General features: G+C 72.5%; 23 protein-coding genes, 1 pseudogene and 2 riboswitches. Of the genes and pseudogenes, 13 read left to right on the top strand and 11 right to left on the bottom strand.

What is annotated here, in order from left to right; translation table 11 throughout:
• The first annotated feature begins 147 nt into the window (after nt 1-147).
• The gene (locus tag GCE65_RS00905; protein ID WP_153877053.1) at nt 148-789 is read left to right on the top strand and encodes a YigZ family protein; all 642 of its coding nucleotides are present in this window, start codon (nt 148-150) and stop codon (nt 787-789) included.
• A 301-nt stretch (nt 790-1090) separates the two neighbouring features.
• On the opposite strand, the gene metE is transcribed toward GCE65_RS00905, so the two are convergent.
• The 4 genes from metE to GCE65_RS00885 all read right to left on the bottom strand — a co-directional run bounded on the left by metE (nt 1091) and on the right by GCE65_RS00885 (nt 5449).
• Nucleotides 1091-3442 carry a 5-methyltetrahydropteroyltriglutamate--homocysteine S-methyltransferase gene (gene metE / locus GCE65_RS00900; protein WP_153877052.1) on the bottom strand — a complete coding sequence of 784 codons (2352 nt, stop codon included), beginning with the start codon at nt 3440-3442 and terminating at the stop codon, nt 1091-1093.
• A gap of 96 nt (nt 3443-3538) precedes the next feature.
• Nucleotides 3539-4492, bottom strand: a complete 954-nt coding sequence (locus tag GCE65_RS00895; protein ID WP_152817881.1) for a methylenetetrahydrofolate reductase — start codon at nt 4490-4492, stop codon at nt 3539-3541.
• Nucleotides 4493-4541: 49 nt separating this feature from the next.
• Nucleotides 4542-4634, bottom strand: a riboswitch (SAM riboswitch).
• A 129-nt stretch (nt 4635-4763) separates the two neighbouring features.
• The gene (locus GCE65_RS00890) at nt 4764-5171 is read right to left on the bottom strand and encodes a PIN domain-containing protein (RefSeq protein ID WP_194928761.1); all 408 of its coding nucleotides are present in this window, start codon (nt 5169-5171) and stop codon (nt 4764-4766) included.
• A gap of 17 nt (nt 5172-5188) precedes the next feature.
• A complete protein-coding gene (locus tag GCE65_RS00885; RefSeq protein WP_152817882.1) occupies nt 5189-5449 on the bottom strand; it encodes a type II toxin-antitoxin system Phd/YefM family antitoxin in 261 nt (86 codons plus the stop codon).
• 191 nt (nt 5450-5640) lie between these two features.
• Here GCE65_RS00885 and GCE65_RS00880 point away from each other — a divergent pair, with 191 nt between their 5' ends.
• Nucleotides 5641-6732: an enoyl-CoA hydratase/isomerase family protein gene (locus GCE65_RS00880; RefSeq protein WP_153877051.1), complete on the top strand. Its 1092-nt coding sequence runs from the start codon at nt 5641-5643 to the stop codon at nt 6730-6732.
• A gap of 111 nt (nt 6733-6843) precedes the next feature.
• Nucleotides 6844-8280: an aspartate ammonia-lyase gene (locus GCE65_RS00875; RefSeq protein WP_152817884.1), complete on the top strand. Its 1437-nt coding sequence runs from the start codon at nt 6844-6846 to the stop codon at nt 8278-8280.
• A 319-nt stretch (nt 8281-8599) separates the two neighbouring features.
• On the opposite strand, the gene GCE65_RS00870 is transcribed toward GCE65_RS00875, so the two are convergent.
• Nucleotides 8600-9013: a hypothetical protein gene (locus GCE65_RS00870; protein WP_153877050.1), complete on the bottom strand. Its 414-nt coding sequence runs from the start codon at nt 9011-9013 to the stop codon at nt 8600-8602.
• A gap of 70 nt (nt 9014-9083) precedes the next feature.
• Between GCE65_RS00870 and GCE65_RS00865 the strand changes: the two genes are divergently transcribed.
• Nucleotides 9084-9701 (top strand): MerR family transcriptional regulator, encoded by a 618-nt coding sequence (locus tag GCE65_RS00865; protein ID WP_153877049.1) that lies wholly within the window; start codon nt 9084-9086, stop codon nt 9699-9701.
• A 136-nt stretch (nt 9702-9837) separates the two neighbouring features.
• Here GCE65_RS00865 and GCE65_RS00860 read toward each other — a convergent pair whose 3' ends face one another.
• From GCE65_RS00860 to GCE65_RS16135, 3 genes are all read right to left on the bottom strand, one after another.
• Nucleotides 9838-10152 (bottom strand): multidrug efflux SMR transporter, encoded by a 315-nt coding sequence (locus GCE65_RS00860; RefSeq protein WP_152817887.1) that lies wholly within the window; start codon nt 10150-10152, stop codon nt 9838-9840.
• Nucleotides 10153-10163: 11 nt separating this feature from the next.
• A riboswitch (guanidine-III (ykkC-III) riboswitch) is annotated at nt 10164-10227 on the bottom strand.
• A 149-nt stretch (nt 10228-10376) separates the two neighbouring features.
• On the bottom strand, nt 10377-10595 hold the full coding sequence (locus GCE65_RS00855; protein ID WP_153877048.1) for a DUF2945 domain-containing protein: 219 nt from the start codon (nt 10593-10595) through the stop codon (nt 10377-10379).
• 121 nt (nt 10596-10716) lie between these two features.
• Nucleotides 10717-10950 carry a heavy-metal-associated domain-containing protein gene (locus GCE65_RS16135; protein ID WP_194164914.1) on the bottom strand — a complete coding sequence of 78 codons (234 nt, stop codon included), beginning with the start codon at nt 10948-10950 and terminating at the stop codon, nt 10717-10719.
• Nucleotides 10951-11088: 138 nt separating this feature from the next.
• Between GCE65_RS16135 and GCE65_RS16130 the strand changes: the two genes are divergently transcribed.
• From GCE65_RS16130 to GCE65_RS00820, 7 genes are all read left to right on the top strand, one after another.
• The gene (locus tag GCE65_RS16130; RefSeq protein WP_194928760.1) at nt 11089-12237 is read left to right on the top strand and encodes a hypothetical protein; all 1149 of its coding nucleotides are present in this window, start codon (nt 11089-11091) and stop codon (nt 12235-12237) included.
• Nucleotides 12238-12319: 82 nt separating this feature from the next.
• Nucleotides 12320-13003 (top strand): trimeric intracellular cation channel family protein, encoded by a 684-nt coding sequence (locus GCE65_RS00845; RefSeq protein ID WP_153877047.1) that lies wholly within the window; start codon nt 12320-12322, stop codon nt 13001-13003.
• A 212-nt stretch (nt 13004-13215) separates the two neighbouring features.
• A complete protein-coding gene (locus GCE65_RS00840; protein ID WP_153877046.1) occupies nt 13216-13512 on the top strand; it encodes a hypothetical protein in 297 nt (98 codons plus the stop codon).
• Between the two features lie 57 nt (nt 13513-13569).
• On the top strand, nt 13570-14190 hold the full coding sequence (locus GCE65_RS00835; RefSeq protein ID WP_153877045.1) for a hypothetical protein: 621 nt from the start codon (nt 13570-13572) through the stop codon (nt 14188-14190).
• Between the two features lie 12 nt (nt 14191-14202).
• Nucleotides 14203-15270: a peptidoglycan-binding protein gene (locus GCE65_RS00830; RefSeq protein WP_228760217.1), complete on the top strand. Its 1068-nt coding sequence runs from the start codon at nt 14203-14205 to the stop codon at nt 15268-15270.
• The gene (locus tag GCE65_RS00825; RefSeq protein WP_194928759.1) at nt 15260-15907 is read left to right on the top strand and encodes an ATP-binding cassette domain-containing protein; all 648 of its coding nucleotides are present in this window, start codon (nt 15260-15262) and stop codon (nt 15905-15907) included. The genes GCE65_RS00830 and GCE65_RS00825 overlap by 11 nt, the downstream gene beginning before the upstream one ends.
• Entirely contained in the window at nt 15900-16931 is a 1032-nt protein-coding gene (locus tag GCE65_RS00820) for a hypothetical protein (RefSeq protein ID WP_153877042.1), read from the top strand. Before GCE65_RS00825 ends, GCE65_RS00820 begins: the two co-directional genes overlap by 8 nt.
• Before the next feature lie 111 nt (nt 16932-17042).
• Here the strand turns inward: GCE65_RS00820 and GCE65_RS00815 are convergent.
• Nucleotides 17043-18081: pseudogene (locus GCE65_RS00815) on the bottom strand (arginine deiminase family protein); the annotation flags it as partial.
• On the opposite strand from GCE65_RS00815, the gene GCE65_RS00810 reads away from it, so the two are divergent.
• A complete protein-coding gene (locus GCE65_RS00810) occupies nt 18022-18846 on the top strand; it encodes an ATP-binding protein (protein ID WP_153877041.1) in 825 nt (274 codons plus the stop codon). The pseudogene GCE65_RS00815 and the gene GCE65_RS00810 sit on opposite strands and share 60 nt — an antisense overlap.
• 207 nt (nt 18847-19053) lie before the next feature.
• Nucleotides 19054-23406 carry an ATP-dependent RNA helicase HrpA gene (gene hrpA / locus GCE65_RS00805; RefSeq protein WP_153877040.1) on the top strand — a complete coding sequence of 1451 codons (4353 nt, stop codon included), beginning with the start codon at nt 19054-19056 and terminating at the stop codon, nt 23404-23406.
• On the opposite strand, the gene GCE65_RS00800 is transcribed toward hrpA, so the two are convergent.
• Nucleotides 23407-24291 (bottom strand): universal stress protein, encoded by an 885-nt coding sequence (locus GCE65_RS00800; RefSeq protein WP_153877039.1) that lies wholly within the window; start codon nt 24289-24291, stop codon nt 23407-23409.
• A 116-nt stretch (nt 24292-24407) separates the two neighbouring features.
• Entirely contained in the window at nt 24408-25124 is a 717-nt protein-coding gene (locus GCE65_RS00795; protein WP_153879104.1) for a Crp/Fnr family transcriptional regulator, read from the bottom strand.
• Nucleotides 25125-25137 lie beyond the last annotated feature (13 nt).

Below are 25137 nucleotides of genomic sequence, written 5' to 3'. Positions count from 1 at the left end.
TTCCCCGGCGGGTGCGCGGCCGGTGCGGGCACCTGTGGATTGCCCCGCAGCCTGGGGATCGCGCCGCGTCCCGGAGCCCGCGAGCACGGCACAATGGGTTCATGACCACCGACGCCGCGCCGCCGACGAACCGCCTGTGATCCACCGATGAGCCGGCAGTACAGCACGATCTCCGGGGAGGCCTCGGCAGAGATCGAGGTGAAGCGGTCCCGGTTCCGCTGCGACCTCACCCGGGTGGCGACCGAGGAGGCGGCCCGGGAGGCGATCGCCCGGGCCCGCGCCGAGTTCTGGGATGCCCGCCACCACTGCTCGGCCTTCGTCCTCGGCCCCGCCGGCGACCCGGACTCGATGGAGCGCAGCAGCGACGACGGCGAACCCGCCGGCACCGCGGGCGCCCCGATGCTCGAGGTGCTCCGCGGGGCGGAACTGCGCGACGTCGTCGCCGTGGTGACCCGGTGGTTCGGTGGCACCCTGCTCGGGGCCGGCGGGCTCGTGCGCGCCTATTCGGACTCCGTGCGGGCCGCGGTCGAGGTCGCCCCGATTCAGCGCCGGGAACTCGTGACCGAGGTCGAGGTGACCCTGGGCGAGGACGGCTACGTGCGCGCCGGCCGCCTCGAGGCCGACCTGCGGGCCCGCGGGATCGCGGTGCTCGACGTGGCCTACGCGGAGCGGGTCACGTTCCTGCTCGGAACCCCGGGTGAGCCGGGCGAGCTGGCCGCCCAGATCGCCGGGCTCACCGCGGGCACGGCGAACACGCGGGTGCGCCGCACCACCTGGGTCGACCGCTGAGCCGGCCCGGGCAGGCCGGCTGAACCCAACCGGGCCGACCCGCCACCAGGGCACAACCGTCGATCCTGCGATCGACCAGGGCCGAACCCGCACTACAGCGATCGACCAGGGCCAAACCCGCACTGCCACGATCGACCAGGGCCGAACCCGGGAAGTCGGTGGGGAAACCCCGGGTTTCACCCTGGTCGACCGCGATAGGCGCAGCGGGGGCCGACCGCGATAGGTCCAGCGGGGCCCCCGGGGCGGACCGCGATGGCCCGCCCCGGGGCGCGGCGCCACCGCCGGCGACCCGTGGCCGGCGCTATAGGCGCGCCCGGACCGCCTTCGTGGCACCGACGAGGTGCTCGAGGGAGGCGACCGTCTCGGCGTAGCCGCGGGTCTTGAGGCCACAGTCCGGGTTGACCCACAGCTTCCGCTCACCCACGGAGGCGAGCGCCGCCGTCAGCAATCCCTCGATCTCCTCGGCGGAGGGCACGCGCGGGGAGTGGATGTCGTACACGCCCGGGCCGATGCCGCGACCGAAGCCGGAGCCGGCGATCGCCGGGAGGATCTCCATCTTCGAGCGGGCCGCCTCGATCGAGGTGACGTCCGCGTCGAGGCCGTCGATCGCGCCGATCACCTCGCCGAACTCGGAATAGCACAGGTGGGTGTGGATCTGGGTGGCGTCCGCGGCGCCCGCGGTCGCGAGCCGGAACGAGCGCACCGACCAGTCGAGGTAGTCGGCCTGGGCGGCCTCCCGCAGCGGCAGCAGCTCACGCAGCGCCGGCTCGTCCACCTGGATGATGCCGATCCCGGCGGTCTCGAGATCGGCGATCTCGTCGCGCAGGGCGAGGGCCACCTGGTTCGCGGTCTCGGCGAGCGGCTGGTCGTCGCGCACGAACGACCACGCGAGGATCGTCACCGGGCCGGTGAGCATGCCCTTGACCGGGGCGTCCGTGAGGGAGTCGGCGTAGCTCGACCACTCGGTCGTGATCGGCGCCGGCCGCGACACGTCGCCCCACAGGATCGACGGGCGGGTGCAGCGCGAACCGTAGGACTGCACCCAGCCGTTCTGCGTCACCGCGAAGCCGTCGAGGTGCTCGGCGAAGTACTGCACCATGTCGTTGCGCTCGGGCTCACCGTGCACGAGCACGTCGATGCCGAGTTGGGTCTGCAGCTCGATCACGCGACCGATCTCCGCGCGCATCTCGTCGGTGTACTCGGCCTCGGTGATCTCGCCCTTGCGCAGCTTGGCGCGCGCCTGGCGCAGCTCGGTGGTCTGCGGGAAGGAGCCGATCGTGGTCGTCGGCAGCGCCGGCAGGTCCCAGGTCTGATCCTGGACGACGACGCGGCTCGCGTACGGGGTGCGGTCGAAGTCGGCGTCCGTGAGGTTCGCGAGCCGCTCCCCCACGGCGGGCACGTGCACGCCCGCGGCGGCCTCGCGGTCGTCCCGGGCGGCCCGCGCGGCGGCGAACTCGGATGCCGCGGCCTCGGGGCCTGCGGCGAGTGCGAGCACCTCGCCCACCTTCTCGTCGGCGAAGGAGAGCCAGCTGCGCAGCTGCTCGGGCAGGTCGGGCTCGTCGGTCGTCGTGTGCGGCACGTGGAACAGGGAGGTCGACGTGCTCACGGCGACCGGGACGCCGTCCCCTGCGGCCGAGCGGAGTGCGGTGAGCTTCGCGTGGGCGGCGTCGAGGTCGGTGCGCCACACGTTGTGGCCGTCGACGAGGCCGGCCACGAGCGTCGTGCCGGCGAGCGCGGCCCGCAGGTCCGCGTCGATCTCCGGCAGGCCGCCCTTGACGAGGTCGAGCCCGATGGCCTCGACCCCGGTGCGGGCGAGCGCCGCGAGCGCATCCCGGCCGAGCGTGTCGTAGGAGGTGGACACGAACAGCGCGGGCCGCTCGGTCGTCTCGATCGCTGCGAGGGTGGCATAGGCCTCCTCCGCGGCGGCGAGCACCTCGGCCCGGTCGGCGTCCCACGTGTCCGAGACCAGGGCGGACTCGTCCAGCTGGACCCACTGCGCCCCGGCGGCGGCGAAGGAGCGCAGCCAGGCGGCGTAGGCGGCCACGAGGTCGTCGAGGCGGGAGAGCGGGGCGAAGCCCTCGGGGGCGTCGTCCGCTGCCTTGGCCAGCAGGAGGAAGGTGAGCGGGCCGACCACGACGGGGCGCTGGGCCACGCCGGCGGCGATCCCCTCGGCGACGGCGTCCGCCGAGTCGCTCGCCACGAGCGCGAACTCGGTGTCCGGGCCGACCTCGGGCACGAGGTAGTGGTAGTTCGTGTCGAACCACTTGGTCATCTCGAGGGGGGCGAGGTCGCCCGCGCCGCGGGCCACGGTGAAGTGGCCGGCGAGGTCGAGCGCGCCCGTGTGGGAGTCGCCGGCGCGCAGGTGCGCGAACCGGGACGGGATCGCGCCGAGCTGGGAGGCGGCCGACCACACCTGGTCGTAGTAGGCGAAGTCCGCGGGGATCGCGGCCGGTTCGCTCAGGCCCGCGGCCTGGAGGCGCCGGCGCGTGCCCTCCCGGAGCCCGGCGGCCGTGACGGTCAGGTCCTCGGCGCTGCTGCGCCCGCCCCAGAAGGATTCGAGGGCGCGCTTGAGTTCGCGGCGGGGCCCGATCCGGGGGTAGCCAAGGATCGTGGCCGCCGGGAACGGGGTGGTGGGCTGGGGCTGCTGGGACATTCGTCGACCTCGGTGACTCGGTGTGAACGGTGGGTGATCAGTGGGTGATCAGTGGCTGATCGGGGGGTGGTGGGTGTGGGCGGTGCGCGCGAGCGGCTACCGGTGGGCGGCGCTCGTGGACGGGGCCGGTTCCCGCAGGCCCGCACCTCGAAGGAGGTCGAGGGCCGCGCGGGAGGTGTTGAAGGTGTACAGGTGGAGGCCCGGTGCGCCGACGGCGAGGAGTTCCTCGACCAGTTCGATGCTCGCGGCCAGCCCGATGCGGTACTGCTCGTCGGCGTCCCGGGCGGCGCTCAGCCGGAGCTCGAGCGCCTCGGGAACGGGCACCCCGGTCAGCTGGGTCAGCCGCTGCAGCCGGGCCAGGTCGGTCAGGGGGATGACCCCGGGCACGATCGGCAGCCGGATCCCGGCAGCGCGGGCCGCCTCGACGTGGGCGGCGTACTCCGGCGCCGAGTAGAACAGCTGGGTGATCGCGAAGTCCGCCCCGGCCTCCTGCTTGGCGTGGAGGGCCTCGAGGTCGCGGGGCGCGGCGAGCACGCTGCCCTGGGCCGCCTGGAACGTGCGGGCGGGGTAGGCGGCCACGGAGATGCTCAACGGCCGGGGCTGCCCTTCGGCCAGTTCGAACCGCTCCGATTCGATCTCCCGCAGCAGGCCGACGAGTTCGGCCGCGCGGGTGAGCCCGCGCGGGTGCGGCTCCCACGGCGCGCCGCCGGTCGGCGGATCCCCCCGGAGTGCGAGGACGTCGCGAACGCCGTCCTCGAGCAGTTCCTCCACGGTCACCCGCAGCTCCTCGCGACTGGCCCCGACGCAGGTGAGGTGGGCGATCGGGGTGACGTCGGTCTCGGCGAGGATCTGACGGATGAGCCCGCGGGAGGTCGCATGCGTGCGGCCTGCGGCGCCGTAGGTCACGGAGAAGAAGTCCGGACGCGCGGCGGCGAGCTCGGCCACGGTGCGGGTGAGGCGCTCCTGCGCGGCCGGACTGCGCGGGGGGTAGAGCTCGAAGGAGACCCGCGGCGTGGTCCCGGGCACGCTGAAGAGGCCGGCGGTGCTCATCGATCCCCCGGGCAGCGGCGGGCAGGTCGGGCGTCGGTCGACATCGATTCCTCCATCGAACCTGGCGTTAGCACCTGCCCCGGGCACGGGGTGGTTGCTGCGGCATCAGCGAGCCAGGACTCTCCGCCGCTCTGGATGGGATGTCTCGAGCGTACGTGCCCGATCCGCGACCATCGCGCCTGGACGAAACCGTCTCGCCATCTGGAATCGGGGCGGCCAGGCCGGGGGAGGGCAGGATCGGTGGACCGGCCGCCCTGCCGGCCGACCCCGGTCACACGGTGACGACGCGAAGCTCTCCCAGTTCGGCGAGCGGCCCATAGTCCGCATCCCGTGTGTAGACGGCGAGTCCGTTCGCCCGCGCGACCGCGGCGATCCACAGGTCGTTCACGTTGACGCGCCGTCCGCTCTCGGCCAGCCGAACCCTCATCCGCGCCCAGTGCGCCGCTGCGGCCGCGTCGATCGGGAGCGCCACGAGCGCCGAGACCCGTGTCAGGGTCGCCAGCCGGCGGGACCGGATCGTCTGATCGCCTGCTGCGAGGACTCCGGCCTCCAATTCGGCGAGTGTGATGACGGAGACGTACCCCTCCTCCGGGAGTGACGACGCCTCGAGCCGGCGCCCCGACTCGTGCGCGATCAGGACGCTCGTGTCGAGCAGGCCCCGCTCGTCTCGATCGGGCACACCGGGTTGCTTCACGATCACGCGATCGGTCCGAGGTCGTCGGTGGTCTCGCCTGCGAGGATCGAGAGCTCGTCGCGGAGAGCGGGATCGGCCTGGCCGGCCAGGAGCAACTCCGCCAGCTCGGCACGGGAGAAGAATGCGGGCCGCGTGGGGGCGGCGGGGCTGATCTCGGCCACCGGACGACCGTGCTGTGTCACCGTGATGCGCTCGCCCTCGGTCACGCGCCGCAACACGTCACCGGTGTGATTTCGCAAGTCTCGGGACGCGACGTTTGCCATGTGCGCAATCGTAGCCGACTGCGCACGATCGCGGGAGAGCACCTCGCCATCGCCCCCGGGAGTCGTTCGGCACGGGGACTCCCAGCGGACCGTCACCATGGGCCGCGGGGCACCTGCACGGCCCACGCGCTCGCCGAAGCCGGCGGGTGATACCGCGACCCGGCGCGCAGACGCCGGGGGATACTGAAGGAATGACGGGCGACGGCGACGTACTCCACTGGACCGAGGGCCACCTGGGCCGGATCCGCCTCAACCGGCCGCGAGCGCTCAACGCGGTGTCGTCGGCGATGGTCGAGGAGGTCTCCGCCGCCCTGGCCCGCTTCGACGCCGACGATCGGGTCCGTGCCGTCGCGCTCGACGGCGCCGGGGAGCGCGGGCTGTGCGCGGGCGCCGACGTGCGATCGATCCGCGCGGGCGCCCTCGACGGCAGCGCCGATCCGGTGGCGTTCTGGGAGCGCGAGTACGCGCTCATCCGATCCCTGCTCACGCCGGCGACGCCGCTGGTCGCGTTCATGGACGGCATCGTCATGGGCGCCGGCGTCGGCCTCTCCGCGTACGCCGGGCTGCGGCTCGTGACCGGCCGCACCCGCCTGGCCATGCCCGAGACGGGGATCGGCCTGTTCCCCGACGTCGGCACCCTCTTCCCGCTCTCTCGCGCGCCCGGGGAGATCGGCACGCACCTGGCGATGACCGGTGAGGTCGCCACGGGCGCCGACGCGATCGCGCTCGGCCTGGCCGATGCGCTCGTTCCCGCATCGATATGGGACGACGTGTGCGCGCGTCTGGCGGGCGGCGCGGCGGTCGCGCAGGTGCGCGCCGAGCTCGTGTCCGCCGAACCGTCCGAACCATCCGAACCCTCGGAATCATCCGAACCCGCCGCACTATCTGAACCATCTGAACCGTCCGAACCCGGGGCCGCCGCCCCGCTCGTCGAGGCGACGTGGATCGGCGAGTGCTACCGGGGCGGGGACCCGGTCGCCATCCGCGACCGACTCCGCTCCCACCCGCACCCCGGAGCCCGGGCCGCGGCCGAGGTGCTCGACACCCGGTCGCCGCTCTCGGTCGCGGTGGCCCTGGCGGCGCTGCGCCGGGCCGCACACTGCCGCGGCGTCGAGGGCGTGATCGAGCGGGACCTGCGGATCGCGCGGGCGCTCATGGATCGGCCGGACTTCAACGAGGGGGTCCGGGCCCTGCTCGTCGACAAGGACCGCGCCCCGCGCTGGGAGCACGCGGACCTCGCCGAGGTGGACCCGGCCCTCGTGGCCGGCATCGTCGGGCCCTGAACTCGCAGTGATCTTCATTCCACTAACCGGACTCCGCGTGACCACCACGCGAGAACTTGACATGATGGCGGTTGCGTTTTTGCACTGCACGCGACTGTGATTGGCTGAAACATGACCTCTGCAACCGAAGATCCCGTGCTCGTCGAGTCCGCGGGAGCGACCCGAACCGATCGCGACTCCCTCGGCCCGGTCGAGATTCCGGCGACCGCCTACTACGGCGCCCACGCGGCCCGCGCCCTCGAGAACTTCCCGATCTCCGGCCGCCCCACGCACACGATCCCCGAGCTCGTCATCGCCCTCGCGGAGGTCAAGAAGGCCGCCGCGCTGGCGAACGGCGAACTGGGCGCGCTGAGCGCGGAGAAGGTCCCGGCGATCGTCCAGGCGTGCGAGGAGATCGTCGCGGGGCGGTGGCACGAGGAGTTCGTCGTCGACTGCATCCAGGGGGGCGCGGGCACGTCGTCCAACATGAACGCGAACGAGGTGATCGCGAACCGGGCGCTCGAGCTGCTCGGCCACCCCCTCGGCGCCTACGACGAGCTCCACCCGCTCGACGACGTCAACCGCAGCCAGTCCACGAACGACGTGTTCCCCACGGCGCTGCACATCGCCGCGTACCGTGCCACGGGCCGGCTGCTCGAGGCGATGTCCGCGCTCGAACTCGCCTTCGAGGAGAAGGCGGCCGAGTTCGCGACCGTGCTCACGATGGCGCGCACGCAGCTGCAGGACGCGGTGCCCATGGCGCTCGGGCAGACCTTCGCCGGCTTCGCCGCCGGCCTGGCGACCGACCGCGCCCGGGTGACCACGGCGCGGGAGAACCTCGCCGAGATCAACCTCGGCGGCACCGCGATCGGCACCCAGATCAACACCCCGGCGGGCTACACCGCCCGCGTGACCGAGCTGCTGCGCGAGATCACGGGCATCGAGCTGCGCTCGGCCGACGACATGATCAACGCCACGAGTGACCTGGGCTCGTTCGTGGAGCTGTCCGGCGCGCTCAAGCGCACGGCGGTCAAGGTCTCGAAGATCAGCAACGACCTGCGCCTCATGTCCTCGGGCCCGCAGACCGGCCTGGGCGACGTGCAGTTGCCCGCGATGCAGGCGGGCTCCTCGATCATGCCGGGCAAGGTGAACCCGGTCATCCCCGAGGTCGTGAGCCAGGTCGCCTTCGTGGTCATCGGCAACGACGTGACCATCTCCATGGCCGCCGAGGGCGGTCAGCTCCAGCTCAACGCCTTCGAGCCGGTGATCATCGCGAAGCTGTACGAGTCGATCACCCAGCTGACCCGCGCCATCCGGACCCTCACCGAGCGGTGCGTGCGCGGGATCACCGCCGACCAGGAGCAGCTTCTCGGCCGCGTGCACCGCTCGGTCGGGCTCGCCACGGCCCTGACGCCCCTCATCGGATATTCGGCCGCCGCGACCCTGGCGAAGGAGGCGCTCGCCACGGGCGCCAGCCTCGTCGACCTCGTGCTGCGCGACGAGCTCGCCACCGCCGAGCAGCTCGAGGCCGCACTCCAGGCCGATCGGCTCGCCCGCCCGCACGCCTGAGTAGCAGCGTATGGACGACGCCCGCTCACCTCGCGAAGGTGAGCGGGCGTCGTCGTCCATCTGCCGGCGAACGCGCGCTCGATCCTGGTGGCCGATGCGCTTCAGTACGCGCAGCGCAGCGGCGCGTGCGTCGATCTCGTAGGACGCGGCGCTACCACCCGAGATCGGCCTCGACCTGCTCCCAGGGAGTGGTCGGCCCGTCCTCGGCCATGGCCGCGTCGAAGGCGGCGATGTCATCGAGCTCCTCGGCGGCGTCCACGAGCCGCTCGTACTCCGCGGGGCTGAGGACGATCGCCTGAGGCTCACCGGCGAGGCGGACTCAGCCGGTGACGCCGGCGCGGATGAGGCCGACTCCGGCCGTGACGAGCCCGGCCGTCAGGCAGAGGGCGCCGACCCACACCAGGGCGATGAGCCGGTTCGGGCGCTGCGGATCGCGACCGAGCACGGAGAGGAAGAACCCGGCCGGCATGAGGATCGCCGCGACCGGGACCCCGAGTCTGGCCACGGTCATCCAGGCGCCGTCGAGCCGTGCGGCGTCGATGAGGCCGAGGATGGCGATGCTCAGCACGAGCAGGACGCCGGCATGGGCGTGTCCGGCCCGGAAGAAGCTCGTCTGCAGCGCGTTGGCGTCGTGGTGGCCACGGCTGACCCGGGTGAGGAACCAGCCTCCCGACTCCACCGTGACGAGCGCGAGGAGGAGGATGCCGGCAAGCAGGAGGGTGGAGGGGTTCATGCGAGGCTCCGATAAGATAGTGAGACTATCCAGGGTAGATAGTTCCCCTATCCTTGTCGAGGCCAATTCCATGCGCATCTCCGAACTCGTCGCCGAATCGGGCGTCCCGCTGCCCACCGTCAAGTACTACCTGCGCGAGGGGCTCCTGCCCGCCGGGGAGGCGACCGGGGCGCGCAGCGCCGCGTACGGCGACCATCATCTGCGGCGCCTGCGCATCATCCGCGCGCTCGCCGAGGTCGCCGGGCTGCCACTGGGGCGCATCAGGGTGATCGTCGCGCTGATCGACCATCCCCGCGACGATCTGTTCGACGCCCTCGGTGCCGCGGTCGCCGCGCTCCCCCCGCAGGTCGACACGGCCGCGGACTACCCGCGTGCCCGCGCCGCGCTCACCCGGCTCGGGCAGCTCTATGATCCGCAGTACGCCGCGGTGGCGCAGCTCGAGGAGGCGCTCCGAGCGGCCGACGAGGCCGGGCTGCCCATCTCCGATGCCCGCATCGACGCCTACGGCGGCGCGGTGCGCGCCCTCGCCGAGTTCGATCTCGACCATGCCCCGGAGCCCGCGGACGCCTCGGCCGTCGTCGAATACGCCGTGCTCGGAACGGCACTGTACGAGCCGGTGCTGCTCGCGCTGCGCCGGCTCGCGCATCAGCACCTGGCGGCGGAGCGCTGGCGGGCACCGGAATCCTGAGCCCGGAAGCGACCTGGGTCGGCTCGACCCTCCGGGGTGGGGTCCCGACGGCCCAGTCAACCCAGTCAGTCCGGGCAGCCCGAGTAGGCCGTGTCGGCCGTGTAGCCCGCGCGGCCCGGCAGACCGCTCGGCGCGCTCAGCCCACGGCCTTGAGCCCGACGATGCAGCCGACGAGGCCGCAGATGAGGAGCAGCCGCACGAGGGTCACGGGTTCGGCGCCGGTGATCATCGCGTAGACGACCGTGAGCGTCGCGCCGATGCCCACCCAGACGGCGTAGGAGGTCCCCGTGGGCAGGGTGCGCATCGCGTAGGCGAGCCCTCCCATGCTCACCACGAGGGCGCCCGCGAAGATGAGGGTCGGCACGAGCCGGCTGAACCCCTCCGACTTGCCGAGGGCGGTCGCCCAGACGGCCTCGAAGGCGCCCGAGACGATGAGAACGGTCCATGCCATGACGAACTCCCGACCTGCCGTCTTGTCGCGCACCGGGTACGGCAGCCTCGTCCGGAGAACCTGGTCGGCTCCGCATCCATCGTGGCACAACTCGAGCCTGCGAAGAGGGGTCGGGCGAAGCAGGACGGCGGCGACGGCACGGTGGGGCGCGGCCGGCCGGGTAGGTGGACACCGGATGCCGTCGACCGCGGCGCCGCGGGCTGCACCGAGCCTGCGGCCGGGGGCTACTCGGGCGGGATGCGCTCGAGCGTGGATCCCTTGTGTGCGGCGACGTGATCGGTCTTGTCGGAGGCGATCTCGTACTGCGGCTCGTCCTCGGACGCGCGGCGGTTGTGCCCCTTATAGGTGAAGTCGCTCGTGTGCACCCTCGTGATCGTGCCGGTCACGTGCCCCGCCTCGGAGTTCCAACGCACGTGATCGCCGACCTCGAACCGCTCGCTCATGATCGCCTCCCTCGTAGTTCGGGACCCTTCGACCGTATCGCCGCGCGGGCCCGGGCGGGAAGGTCCCCGGCGAGTCCGCGGCGGCCCGCGATTCCGCGCGGGCGCACCGGCGGTCGACCGCTCAGGCGGCGGCGAGCTCCTCCACGGCCGACAGCACCGGATGGCCCAGGCGCGTGAGGGTCCAGGCGATCTCGCTCCCGGCGATCGAGTCGGCGTTGTAGTCGACGTGCACCTGGTTCGTGGAGAACCGCACCGACACGTGGCGCACGCCCGGCGCCCGGCCGAGGACCCCCTCGATCGTCGCGATGCAGTCGGCGCATGTCATCGGCTGGGTCGTCAGGGTGAGTGTGTGCATGGCTTCCTCCCGGTGCCTCTCGACTGCCTCTCGTCTCGGCGGCGTCACCCACCAGTGGAACCCATTCCCGACCCCGGCGCCTTGATCCGGGTCAAGTGCGCCGGCCGTGGGCACGAGCGCGCCGCTACGCTCCATCAGATGCAGCCCGACGTGCTCCGGGCCGGCCCGCGCGGCCGGCGCCTGTGCCTCGAACTCGCCGGCACCCTCGACGACGGGATCCGGGAGTCGATCTTCTGGCGCGCCGACGAGCGGGAGGAGTCGAGCGGCACGGCGATGCTCACCTTCAGCCGGGGAGGGCGCCGGCTCCACCACCTCCTGCGGCTCCTGTACCGCCTCCCCGGCGGCCGGGCGATCATGCGGTGGCGGGCGAACGCGGCGGTCGCGGCCATGTCCGCCGAGGCGCCGAGCCTGACCGAGCTGGCGGGACTGCTCGAGTCGGTGCCGCTGCCCGCCGGCGGCCCGGACCCGGACGCGCTCCATGCGGCACTCGTGGCCGCCGTCGGTTCCGCGATGTACTGGCAGCCGCCCGACGGGACGGACGTGCTCGCCGCCGAGCCGCAGCTCCGGGCCGGCCTGCACCGCATCGCCGCCTGGGCCGCCCCCGCCGCCCCGGCATGGTGGACGGCGCCGGCCCCCGGAGAGCAGCACACGCTCGGCTGGTGGGGCCACGATCCCCGCGAGGCGAGCACGCCGATCGGCGAGTGGCGGGCCGGGACGCTCGCGGCCGAGGAGGAGGCCCGGCGCGAGTATCCAGCGGAGGTGACGGCCCCCTATTCGGGCACATGGTGGTCGTTCCCCGACGGCGTCGCCGGTTGCCGCGAGGTGGACGGCGCCCCCGCGGGTCTCGACCTGGAGGAGGACATCGGCGGCACGGAGGACGTCACCGTGCACGAGCTCCGGCTCCCCACCGGCGCGCGGATCCTGGAGGTCGACTCGCCGCGCGTCTGGGCCGAGCTCTGCCGCGCCCACCCGCTCGAGGTGACCGCCTCCCGTCGCCACGACTGGTACCGGGTGACCGGCCGGGACGGCCGCTGGGTCATCCCGGACTGGGCCGCCGTCGCCGGCGAGTGGGACGGCGTCCACCTCACCGTGGCCGCATACCTCGCCGGCGCGACCCGCGCGCTCGACGTCGACGAGTCCACCGCGAGCCTCATCGCCGGCTGGACGCCGGACTACACCCGCTGGCTCACCGGGCCGACTGGCGGCCCGGAGATCGGCCCGCCCGTCACGTGGCGATGGAGCGAGGACGGCGGCTACCGCCCGGATGGGCGGCCGATGCCGACATGAACCGGCATGAGTCGGGGCCCGCACTAGGCTGAGCGGGGCACACGCGCCCGCGGGCCCCGGACGGAGCAGAGGAGCCACCCGAGTGGAGAACCTCGACGACGTCATCCGCCTGCTCGACCTGCTCGGGGTGTTCTTCAACGCGATCCTCGGCGGTGTGCTCGCCCGCGCCCACCGGCTCGACGCGGTCGGCTTCGCGGTGCTGGCGATCCTGTCGGGGCTCGGCGGCGGCATCATTCGCGATACGCTGCTGCAGGCGGGTCCACCGGTCGCACTCACCGACACGTGGTACCTGCTCGTCGCCCTGGTGGGGGCCGGGGTCGCGTTCGCCATCCGGGTCGAGGGCCGGATCTGGGACAGGGCGTTCGCCCCCATCGACGCCCTCGCTGTGGGGTTGTGGGCCACGGTCGGCGCCCAGAAGGCCCTCGGGGCCGGCCTCGGGCCGATGCCCGCGATCCTACTTGGGGTGATCACGGCGGTCGGAGGCGGCTTCACCCGAGACGTCGTGCTGCGGCGCATCCCCGGAATCCTCGGGGGCACGCCCCTGTACGCCACGTGCGCGTTCGCGGCCGCGCTCGTCATGGTGCTGTTCTCCTACACGGACGCGGTGACGCTCGGTTCCCTCGCCGCGACCGTGGTCGGCACCGCGTTCGTGCTCCTCGCCCGCCATCGCGGCTGGATGCTTCCGCCGGGCGCCGGTTGGAAGCCGCCCCGCCCGAGGGCGCCGGGCTTCCGGCGCGGCCGGAGGCCGATGGACGACGCGGCGTGAATCCCACAGGCACCTCACCGGCGCGGGCCGGTAGCCCCGCCCACCGTTTCGACTCGAGGCCGCTCCCGGTTCGATAAGGTCGGTCGACACCGGCGTCAACTGTCGACGTCGGTCCCCTCGCGAGCAGGGGTACTCGAAGAAGAGGAGAGAAGAGTGTCGATCATGAAGAGGATGATGCGCAGGGGGGGGTAGTTGTTGTTGGCCTTGCGCTCATGGCCGCCGTACCGACCGCGGCGAGCGCAGATTCACCGATCCAGCCCCTGGCGTCGTCGACGCGGCAGTGCACGAACATGGGCCAGATCTTCGGTAGCAACAACAGCACCTCGGCCGTGACGAGCAGTAACAACTGCGGACAGATCGGCGTCCGAGTCCACTACGTCCACCCGGGCGGATCGACCTGGAAGCCATGGAAGTACCAGTCGTCCGGGACGGTGGAACAGTTCGCGACCAACATCACCCAGAGTCAGCACTTCGGCGCGAACTACGGGACGTTCACGCTCAACCGCTGAGCCGCCGCCAGTTCTGCGGCCCGGGGCCCGTTCTCCCGCCGCAGACCCGGCAGCGCCGTGCACGGCGACCGACAGCAGAGACACCTCAGAGGGCATGTAATGACCGCGAAACAAGCAATGACCAGAAGGCTCGGTATTCCTCTGGCCGCCGTCGCGCTCCTCACCGCGCCGACCCTCTCCGGCTGCGGGAACGAGGCCGACGAATTGGAACCCGGCACCGTGGCGGTGACTAATCCCGACCCGCGGCCGATGATCCGCGAGTTGGAGGGCGTGCCGATGAGCCCCGAGCAGACCTCGGCGCTGGCCGACGCCGTTGTCACCGAGGAGGAATACCTCGCCGGCTTCGAGCGATTCCGCGCCTGCGTGCGTGACGGCGGCTTCGACCTCGAATCCGTCACACGCCACGGCCCGCTCGTCTGGTACGAGTACACGGAGGAAGCGCGTCCGACCGCCGACGAGTGCTACTGGCGCGAGTGGCAGGAATTGGACGGTTCGTGGCAGATCGGGCATCCCGACGCCACCGAGGAGTTCGAGGCATTGAACTACTGCCTGGAGCTCGATGGCCATCACACCGGCACCACGATCGAGGAGGTCGAGAAGCTCTTCGCCGAGTCCGGCCTGGATCGCCAGACGTGCATCGAGCAGTGGCTGGACAGCGGCTTGGCCTGGGGTGAGTGAGGTGAGCTCGTGATGCGTTCCGTATGGCGGATCGTGATCATCGCCGCCCTGTGGGTGATCCCCATCGCCGCCGTGGTGGTGGCGGTGCCGCTGGCCTCGCAGCGGGAGGAGGCGAGCGTGAGTGTCGATCCACCCGCTGTGGTGACCGTCGGCAGCCGCTCGATCGACAATGCCACCTCCGTCGAGGTCCAGGTCCGACACGCCGAGCCGGTGGTCGCCACCGCACCGATCGGCGGCACCGTGACCACGCTGCGCGCACCCGGACCCGTGGAAGTCGGGGACCAGTTATTCTCCATCGACGGTGTGCCGGTGCTCGCCTACCTCGGCTACCCGCTGTTCCGCGACCTGAGCTACGGGGATCGGGGTGAGGACGTCGCAGGTCTCGCCGATTTCCTCGTCACGCTGGGACTGCTCGATGAGCACGCGGCCGACGACCGCTACGGCGAGAGTGTCCGGGCGGCGGTCCGAGCGCTCCAGGACGATCTGGGGGTGCGGGTCGACGGGGTGTTCCGCGCCGCCTACGTCACCCGGATGCACCCCGAGCTCGATCCGACCGTCACCCACCTCGTCGAGGTCGGTGACGTCGTCGATTCCGGAGCCGCGGTGCTCGAGGGCGACCGGCCGGTCGCCGCCGTGACGATCACGTCCCCGGAGGGCGCCGCCCTGACCCGGCTCAGCGGCGAGCCGCTCGTGCTGCGCTTCCGCGACGTCGAACTGGATCTCCCCGATGCCCGCCCCACCGGGGTCCGGGCAGTGGACCTCGCCGAGGAGCTGGCCGAACTGGCCACGCGAGGAGACATCACTGGCGCCGGTGAGATGGGCGCATCGGGCAGCCTCCCGGAGGGCACGATCGCGTACGGCGGTGGCGTCGTGGCCCTGGCCGAGCCGGTCGAACGCGGCGTCGTGCCGGCGAGCGCGGTGCGCACCGATGCCGCGGGCGCCACCTGCCTCGTGGGTGCCGATGGCGTGACCATCGCGCTCAGCGAACTCACGAACGGCAATGAGCTGGGCACCGCCCTGGTGGACCGGGCGCTGGCCGGGACCGCCGTGCTCCGCGACGGTGGTAGCGGTGAGTGCTGAGGCCGTGCGGGTCGAGGTGCACGACGCGGCGATCGCCTTCGGCGATGACACCGTCTTCTCCGGACTGAGCGCGTCGTTCGAGGCGGGGCACGTCACCGCCCTCGTGGGTCCGTCGGGCAGTGGGAAGTCGTCGCTGCTGGCGGCGATCGCCGGCCACCAGCCGCTTGCGCGCGGCCGCGTCGAGATCCACCGCGGCGACGGCGCCGATCCCCACCGCCCCTCGGCCGCCCTGGTGGCCTGGGTGCCCCAGGGGTCCAACGCTCTGGGGCGACGCGACGTGCTCGACAACGTCCTCATCGCCTCCCTGGCCGACGGGCGCCCGATGTCGCGGGCCCGGGCCGTGGCGATGACGGCGCTGGACCAGGTCGGTCTGGCCGACCGCGCCTCGGAGCAGGCGCGGCGTCTCTCGGGCGGCGAGCTGCAGCGCGTGGCGCTGGCTCGTGCCCTGGCCTCGGGCCGGCCCCTCGTGCTGGCCGACGAACCCTCGGCCAACCTCGATGCTGCCAACACCGACATGGTCGCCGACATCCTCGCCCGCGTCGTGTCGCAGGCGACGATCATCGTCGCGACCCATGACCCGATCCTCGTCGAGGCCGCGACGGCGTCCGTGCACCTGCGTGGCGGCTCCCATGAGTGACGGCTGGCGGCTGCGGTACCTGGCGCGGGAGGCGGTGCGCAACGTGCTCGGACACGGCGCGCGGATGGCCCCGATGCTGCTGCTCGCCGTCCTGCTCGGTGCGGGCGCCGTGGCCTTCGCGGCCATCGAGACCGCCGCGCTGCGCACAGACCTCGACGACCTGGCCGCGCGCGGGCGCGGCGTCGCCGCCTACGCCTCGTCGGCCGCGGGTCAACCGGTAAGCATCACCCGCGCCTCCTGCGAATCGCTCACCGCTCAGCCCGGGGTGCTCGCCGCGGGGCTGGTCACCGACCCGGTCGAACGATCACTCGAACCCGGGGCGATCGAGATCATGACGCGCCGCGCCTCGACCACCCTGCTGCCCCAGCTCGCGCACACCGACGCGGTCATCGGCGCCCCGATCATCGACCGCGCCGGCACCTTCCGCACGCGCATCGACCAAACCCTGCTCGACGCCCAGACCGTGACCGAGCAGCGCGAGGGGCTCGGTGCCAGTCACTCGGTCTTCCTCGCGCTGGGCCCCGACGACACGAGCGGGCCGTACTGCCTTGCCGTGCTCGACCACTTCCTCGACGCCGCCACCATCGCCCCTGTGCACCTCGCCGCGCTCGACGTCGCCGGCGGGCCGTTGACCGCCACCGAGGCTCTCCGGGTGACGAGCGACCCGGTCGAGGCGTTCCTTGCCCGTCCCGCCCGATTCCTGCCACTGCTGCTCGGCCTGCTGGGCGCCGTCGCCACCGTCATCGGCTACCGGTTGCGCACGAGCGAGTTGGCCGTCTACCGACTCTCCGGCACCGCACGCGCCTCCATGCTCCAACTTCTCACCCTCGAGATCCTCACCATCACCGGCGCCGCCGCCACCTCCGCCACGGCAGCCGCCCTCACGTTGCGCGCTCACCTGCTCGACCCCGGCACCTCGGTGCTGTGGGGCCTGACGATGGCCGGCACCTGGGCCCTGGTCACCCTCATCGCCACGGCAGACCTGGCCGTTCGCCGGCCCACCGACCTGGCCAAGGACCGCTGATCCGCGGCCGAGCCGGAGTATGGACGACGCGGCCCGAGTCGGGCGACCAGCTCGCCTCTCGCGACGGCGCCGCCCGAGCCGAAGCCGGGCGACGCCGTCCATACGCCTGGATCAGCAGTCGATCGGATCGCGCACGATCGGGCAGGTCACGCAATGACCGCCGCCGCGGCCGCGGCCGAGCTCGGCGCCGACGATCGTGACGACCTCGATCCCGGCCTTGCGCAGCAGCGAGTTCGTGCGGGTGTTCCGGTCGTAGGTGACCACGACCCCGGGTTCGATGGCGACGGCGTTGTTGCCGCTGTCCCACTGCTGGCGCTCGGACTCGTACACGTCGCCGCCGGTGGGCACCTCGTTGAACCGGTCGAGGCCGAGGGAACCGGCGACGACGTCGAGGAAGCGCCGGTCGCCTTCGTCGGTCAGGTGCACGCCGCCGCCCTCGTCGGCGGGCCGCAGCGAGAAGGCGTGGATGCCGTCGACGATCGAGGGGAAGTAGGTGACGACGTCGCGGTCGGCGAACGTGAACACGGTGTCCAGGTGCATGGCCGACCGCAACTTCGGCATGCCGGCGACGATGACCCGCTCGGCTGCGCCGCGGGAGAAGAGCGCGGAGGCGACCTGGGTGATCGCCTGCCGGGATGTGCGCTCGCTCATCCCGACGAGCACGACGCCGTTGCCGATCGGCATGACGTCCCCGCCCTCGAACACCCCGCCCTCGAACGTCGCCTGGCCCCAGTCCTGCTCCGGATCGCCCCACCAGATCGTGGCGCCGGTGAAGTCGGGGTGGAAGGTGTAGATGAGCTTGTACAGCAGAGTCTCGTCGTGGCGGGCCGGCCAGTAGAGCGGGTTGAGGGTCACGCCGCCGTACAGCCAGCAGGTGGTGTCGCAGGTGTAGAGGGTGTTCGACAGCGGCCGCATGAGGTACTCGCGGCCGCCGAGCGACTCCCGGGCGAGGGCGACATAGGGCGAGCGCACCTCCTCCGGCAGGTCGTTCGTGGCGAGGCCGCCGATGAGGAACTCGGCCAGCTCCCGCGAGCCGAGGCCCTCGAGGAACGCGCGCGCCGGGCACGTCGAGGGTCCGGGCGAGCAGGTCGTGGAGTTCGACCACCTCGACGCCGCGGTTGGTCAGCTTGTTCACGAATTCGGCGCGATCGCCCATGCCGACTACTCGACCGGCGCGCGAATCGTCGTGACCGAACTCAAGGACCGCGTGATCCTCGAGAATGATGGTGGCTTCATCGATGGGCTGCCGGAGGACTACCTTCTCGCGGATCGGACACCGCGCCGGTACCGGAACCCGTTCCTGGTGGACGCGATGACCGAGCTGAACATGATCGACCACATGGGTTACGGGATCCAGCAGATCCACCAGTCGCAACGGAAGCGATTCCTGCCACTACCGGACTACGACCTGAGCCGGGGGGCGGTGAGGTTGACGATCTACGGCGCCGAGTTGAACGGGGACTACGGTCAGCTCCTCATGTCACGTCCCGATCTTCCGTTGGGTGATGTCGTCGCCCTGGACCGGGTCCAGGAAAACCAACCACTTCCCGTCGAAGCCGTCGCCAGACTGCGTCGGGCCGGACTCATCGAAGGGAGAACACCGAACCTTCGCGTCACCTCTCGCGTCGCGGCTGCCACAGGAAATCAAGCTGAGTTCATTCGGACTCGCTCCCAGGAGAAGCATTACGCGCTCCTTATTCGGGAGTTGCTCAGCGAGTACGGCCACGCGACGCGTCACGAGATCGACGACGTACTCGCCAAGTCCCTTCCAGAAGCGTTGACCGAGCAGCAACGTCGATCCAAGGTCTCGAACCTGCTGACCAAGATGCGGCGGGCGGGTGAGATCCGCAACTGCGGCACGCAGCAGAAGCCTCGCTGGGAGCTTGTTTACCACCCGGGACGAGAGCGCAACTAAGCAAGGTCTCTACACATGTCAGGATGTATCCGCGCAGGTCACAGCCATAGACCCTTGTTTTCTCAGGCAGCCACGAAAACAAGACTTAGTCATGACGGACCGGCACCGGCACCGATCCAGCAGACCGTCGCTTGCGGAACCGGGAGAGCATCGCACCGGTGGGCTCACCGGAGTATCAGCTCGCGCGACCTGCGAGAATGACCCGTTGTGAGCACCTCCGACCACGGCACCGCGGACCAGGGCCCGACCCGGCCCGGCGGCTCCGACGGCCCCCGCGACCAGGCCGGCGGGGCGGGCCGACGCGGCAACCGTCCGCGGCGGGGCGGACGATCGCGCGCCGGCACCCGCGGAGTAGGCGGAGTCGACCACCGCCGCTCCGGTCATCGGCCGCCGAGCGAACGGGTGCTCGCAGCCCGGCGCGCCGCGCTGCCGACGGTCACCTATCCCGAGGACCTGCCGGTGTCGGCCCGGCGCGACGACATCGCGGCCGCCATCAAGGAGCACCAGGTGGTCATCGTGGCCGGGGAGACCGGCTCGGGCAAGACCACCCAGCTGCCGAAGATCTGCCTCGACCTCGGTTACGGCATCGACGGCACGATCGGCCACACCCAGCCCCGCCGGCTCGCGGCCCGGACCGTGGCGGACCGGATCGCCGAGGAGCTCGGGGGCACCCTCGGCGACGCCGTGGGATACCAGGTCCGCTTCACCGACCGGTTGAGCGAGGGCACGCTCGTCAAGCTCATGACCGACGGGATCCTGCTCGCGGAGATCCAGCGCGACCCGCTGCTGCGCGCCTATCAGGTGATCATCGTCGACGAGGCGCACGAGCGCTCCCTCAACATCGACTTCCTCCTCGGGTACCTGCGCTCGCTGCTGCCCAAGCGCCCCGACCTCAAGGTGATCATCACCTCCGCCACGATCGACTCCGAGCGCTTCGCCGAGCACTTCGGCGCACCCGGCCGGCCGGCGCCGGTGATCGAGGTGACCGGCCGCACCTACCCGGTCGAGCTGCGCTACCGGCCGCTCGTGCCCGACACCGACGACGAGTCGGGCACCGGCGAGGCCGGCGACGAGGCCGGCGGCGGCGCCGGAGAGCAGTCCTGGGCGGACGACGACCTCGACCAGCCGAGCGCGATCTGCCGGGCGGTGGACGAGCTCATGGCGGCCGGGCCGGGCGATGTGCTCGTGTTCTGCTCCGGCGAGCGCGAGATCCGCGATGCGACCGAGGCGCTCGCCGATCACCTCGGCCCGCGCTACCGGCGCCCGGGCGAGGCGCGCTCGAGCGCCCACGCGGCCAGCGCCGTCGAGGTGCTCCCGCTGTACGCGCGGCTCTCCGCGGCCGAGCAGCATCGCGTATTCGAGGCCCACACCGCCCGGCGGGTCGTGCTCGCCACGAACGTCGCCGAGACCTCGCTCACGGTGCCGGGCATCCGCTACGTGGTCGACCCGGGCACGGCGCGCATCTCCCGCTATTCCACGCGGACGAAGGTGCAGCGCCTCCCGATCGAGCCGATCTCCCAGGCGAGCGCGAATCAGCGCTCCGGGCGCTCGGGGCGGGTCGCGCCGGGCATCTGCATCCGCCTGTACTCCCGCCGCGACTTCGACTCCCGCCCGGAGTACACCGAGCCGGAGATCCTGCGCACCTCGCTCGCCTCGGTCATCCTGCAGATGACGGCCCTCGGGCTCGGGGACATCGCGACGTTCGGTTTCGTCGATCCCCCCGATTCCCGGGCGATCCGCGACGGCGTGCAGCTGCTGCAGGAGCTGCGCGCGCTCGAGGAGGCGGCACCGCACGAGCCGGGCCCGCACCGGCTCACCGACGTCGGCCGCAAGCTCGCCCAGCTGCCGATCGACCCGCGGCTCGGGCGGATGCTCGTCGAGGCCGAGCGGCTCGGCTGCGTGCGGGAGGTGATGATCATCGTGTCGGGGTTGAGCGTGCAGGACGTGCGCGAGCGGCCGGCCGAGCATCAGCAGGCCGCCGACGAGAAGCATCGCCGCTTCGCCGACCCGACCTCGGACTTCCTCTCGATGCTCGCGCTCTGGGACTACCTCAAGGAGCAGCAGGCCGCGCTCTCGGGCAGCGCGTTCCGCCGCCTCGTCAAGTCGGAGTTCCTCCACTACCTGCGCATCCGGGAGTGGCAGGACGTCCACGCCCAGCTGCGCCAACTCGCCAAACCGCTCGGGCTCACCGTGCACGCGCGCGGCGACGCGACCGATCCCGACCGGGTGCATCAGGCCCTGCTCGCCGGCCTCCTCTCCCATATCGGCTCGTGGGACGAGCGCCGCCGCGAGTTCGCCGGCGCCCGCGGCACCCGGTTCGTCGTCTTCCCGGGCTCGCACCTGGCGAAGAAGCCGCCCGCGTGGGTCATGGCGGCCGAGCTCGTGGAGACCTCGCGGCTGTTCGCGCGCCAGGTCGCTCGCATTCAGCCCGAATGGGCCGAGGAGCTCGGCGCGCACCTGGTCAAGCGCAGCTATTCCGAGCCGTACTGGTCCACGAAGCACGGCGCGGCGATGGCCCGCGAAAAGGTGCTGCTGTACGGGGTGGCGATCGTGGCCGATCGTCCCGTTCCGCTCGCGCGTGTGGACGGCGCTCTCGCCCGTGAGATGTTCGCTCGCCACGCGCTCGTCGAGGGTCAGTGGCGCTCCCGGCACGCGTTCCTCGACCGGAACGCGGAGCTGCTCGCGGGCGCGGAGGACCTCGCGGCGCGCACCCGCCGGCCCGAGATCGTGGCCGATCCGGAGGCGCTCGTGGAGTTCTATCTCGCGCGGCTGCCCGAGAGCGCGACGACCGCCCGCCACTTCGACTCGTGGTGGAAGAAGGCGCGGCGCACCGATCCCGACCTGCTCACCTTCACCCCGGAGCTGCTCACCCCCGGCGCGGAGACCCTCGACACCGACGCCTTCCCGGAGCAGTGGCACCAGGGGGATCTCACCCTGCCGCTCACCTACCAGTTCTCCCCCGGCCAGGACGCGGACGGCGTGACCGTGCACATCCCGATCGCGGTGCTGCCGCGGGTGCGCCCGGGCGGGTTCGACTGGCTCGTGCCGGGGATGATCGAGGAGCTGACGATCGCCACGATCCGGGCGCTGCCCAAGCGGGTGCGGGTCCAGCTCGTGCCGGCACCGGACACGGCACGGCTCATCGTCGCCGCGCTGCCGGATGCCCGCGCCGCCGCCGAGGGGGCCGCCCCCGGGGCGGCCGGGCCCTCGTTCGCCGAGGCGTTCGCGGCGGCGGCCCGGCGGGTGCGGGGCGTCGAGGTGCCGGTCGCCGACATCGACCCCTCGAAGCTGCCCGCGCATCTGCGGATGACGTTCCGCGTGCACACCGAGCGGAGCGGGCACCGCGCGCTCCTGTCCGAGGGGCCCGACCTGGCCGCCCTCCAGCACGAGCTCGCCCGCGAATCCGGGGAGGCGGTGCGCACCGCCGTCCGAACGGCACTGACCGAGGCCCGCCGCCGGGCCGGGAAGTCCGACGTGCCCACTCCGGCGGAGCTCGCGGATCCGGCGGGCCCGTCGGGCGACGCGGCCGACGGGAACGATCCAGGCGGACCGGCCGGCACGGCCGAGGAGGGCGGCGACGCGCCGGGCCCGGTCACCGGGCCGATCGAGCAGGCGCCGCTGACCGCCTGGCCGGCCACGGCCGCGGGCGAGCCGTGGGGAGAGCTGCCGGGCGTCGTCTCCACGCGGCTCGGGACCGTGACGGGAGGCGCGCCGGGGACGGTCGGAACGGCCGGTGGAGCGCAGGTGCGCGGCTATCCGGCGATCGTGCACGAATCGGCCGGGACGGGTCCCGGGCAGATCGCGCTGCGGATCCTCTCGGAGGAGGCCGCGCAGGCGCCGGCGCACCGGGACGGCGTGCTGCACCTGCTCGCGACCACGCTCGCGCTGCCCACGAACCGGGTGACGAGCCGGTGGAGCCCGGCCGAGGCGCTCACGCTCGCCGGCGGTCCGGACCGCTCGACCGCGGCGCTCGTGAGCGATCTGCACATCGCCGCGATCCGGCGGCTGAGCGCGGGGGCGGACCTTGCGGGCGTACGGACGGCGGCCGCGTTCGCGCGCCGGCAGCAGCAGCTGCGGGACGGGCTCGAGGACGAGATCTACGCGGTCGCGCGGCTCGTCACGGCCATCCTGACCCAGGCCCGGGCGACCGAGAAGACCATCACGGCCACCACCTCCCTCGCCCTGCTCGACACGCTCACCGACGTCAAGGCGCAGGTCGCGGCGCTGCTCGCCCCCGGCTTCGTGGCAAGCACGCCCGCGGAGCGGCTGCCGCACCTGGGCCGCTACCTCGCCGCCGCCGAGCATCGGGTGCGCAAGGCGGCCCAGAATCCGCGCGCGGACGCCGACAAGGCCTGGATCGTGGGCGAGCTGACCGAGGCCTGGTGGGCGGCGACCCAGGCGGCCACGCACGGCCCGTCGCCGGATCCGGGCCGGCGGGAGGCGCTGGCGGCGGTGCGCTGGCAGCTCGAGGAGCTCCGGGTCAGCTTCTTCGCCCAGCAGCTCGGCACGGTGGGAACCGTGAGCGAGAAGCGGATCCGGCGGGCCCTCGCCGAGGCCTAGCTAGGGGCGGGCCGTGAAGTCGTATTCGCGGGGCACGACGATCATCGGCACCGGCAGTGCCCGCAGCATCTTGCGGGCCGAGGCGCCGATGAACAGTTGGCGCGGCCCGGCGAGCCTGCTGGAGCCCACGATGACGATCTCGCTCGGCTCGAAGTCGAGGCTCTGCGCGGCCTCCTCGAGTGACTTCCCGCGGCCGATGACGCTCGTGACCGGCGACGCCTCGGACAGGTCGGCGGCCGCCCGTTCGGCCAGCGCGCCCGCATGGAGCTCGGCCTCCTCCAAGAGGGCACGGTCACCGCGGTCGTCGGACTGGCCGGCTCCCAGGGCCACGAGCGACATGATCCGCAGCGGCACGCGCCGCCCGGCCGCCGAGTCGATCGCCACCTCGAGGAGCGCCTGGGCGCCCTCGCGGTTTCCGGTCGCGCACGTGACGCGGGTGACGGTGGGGTGACCGGGGTACCCGGCGGGCGGGAGGGCGACGGGCACGGGGGCGGCGTGCAGCAGCCCGGAGGCCACCGAGCCGAGCGTGAACCGTCCCTGGATGCCGCGGTGGGTCGCGCCGATCGAGATCGCGGCCGCGGTCTCGCCGAGCTCGGGATCGGTGGCGGCGGCGATGAGCCCCTCCGCGATGGACTCCGCGCGGCGCAGGTGCCCGGTGGCCTTGATCCCGGCGGGCACGTACTGCAGCGCCTGCTCGAGCCATTCGTGGCCCTGGCGTTCGAGCTCGAGCTGATACGACCGGTCGGGTGAGAGCGAGTCGTAGTGCTCGACCGGCAGCACGGCGACGATGTCGAGCGCGGCACCGCGGTTCGAGGCGAGCGTGGATGCCAGCCGCACCGCATCCGCACCGCGCCGATCTGGCGCATATCCGACGACAAAACGCATGGTGTCTCCTTCGGCCCGGGGTGATCCGCAGCCGGCGATCGCCGGCGGTGGCGGTGCCTCGAAGTTAGCAGCGTCGCGGGGGTGAGTCCACGCATCCTTGGTCACACCTTGGAGCCTCAGCCGTGCGCGCGGGCGGCGAGTTCACCGGGGTCGAGGATGTGCACGCGCGGGCCGTCGAGCCGCACCGTGCCGGCCTCCGCGAGGCCCGCGAGCCGCCGACTCAGGGTCTCCGGGGTGGTGCCGAGCAGGGCGGCGATGTCCTTCTTCGACAGCGGCAGGTCGACCGTGGCGGTGCCACCGGCCCCCCACCGCGCCGGCAGGTCGAGCAGGTAGGCCGCCAAGCGCGAGCCCACGTCCATGCTCACCTGCCCGAGCATCCGTTCGGCCTGATCGAGGCGGCGCGTGACGACCTCGAGCATCCGCACGGCGATGCTCGGATAGGCGCGCACGAGCGCGGCGAGGTCCGCGTGGTCGAAGGCGCACATCTGGACCGGGGCGAGCGCGGTGACCGAGTACTCCGGCGCCGCGCCGGTGAGGAAGCCGCTCTCGCCGGTGAAGTCGCCGGGGCCGAGCACGCGCAGCAGCTGCTCCTGCCCGAGCGGGGAGACGTGGGAGATCTTCGCGCGCCCCCGGTGCACGACCAGCAGTTGGGACGACGCCTCGCCGGGTCGCACGATGAGCTCGCCCCGGGCGCGGCGTACGGGGCGGGCGAACCGCGCGACCTCGAGTTGCTCGGCCGGGGTGAGCGCGGAGAACACGGGCACGATCGCCACGCACGTGTCCGGCTCCGTCACGCCGTCCCCGTCCGTCACGCCGTCGGTCGCGCCGGTCATGCGGTCCTCCTCG

It is taken from the genome of Pseudactinotalea sp. HY158, from assembly GCF_009660225.1.
In the GTDB taxonomy this organism is placed as follows: Bacteria; Actinomycetota; Actinomycetes; order Actinomycetales; family Beutenbergiaceae; genus HY158.
This window is presented reverse-complemented; position numbering and strand designations above follow the sequence as displayed.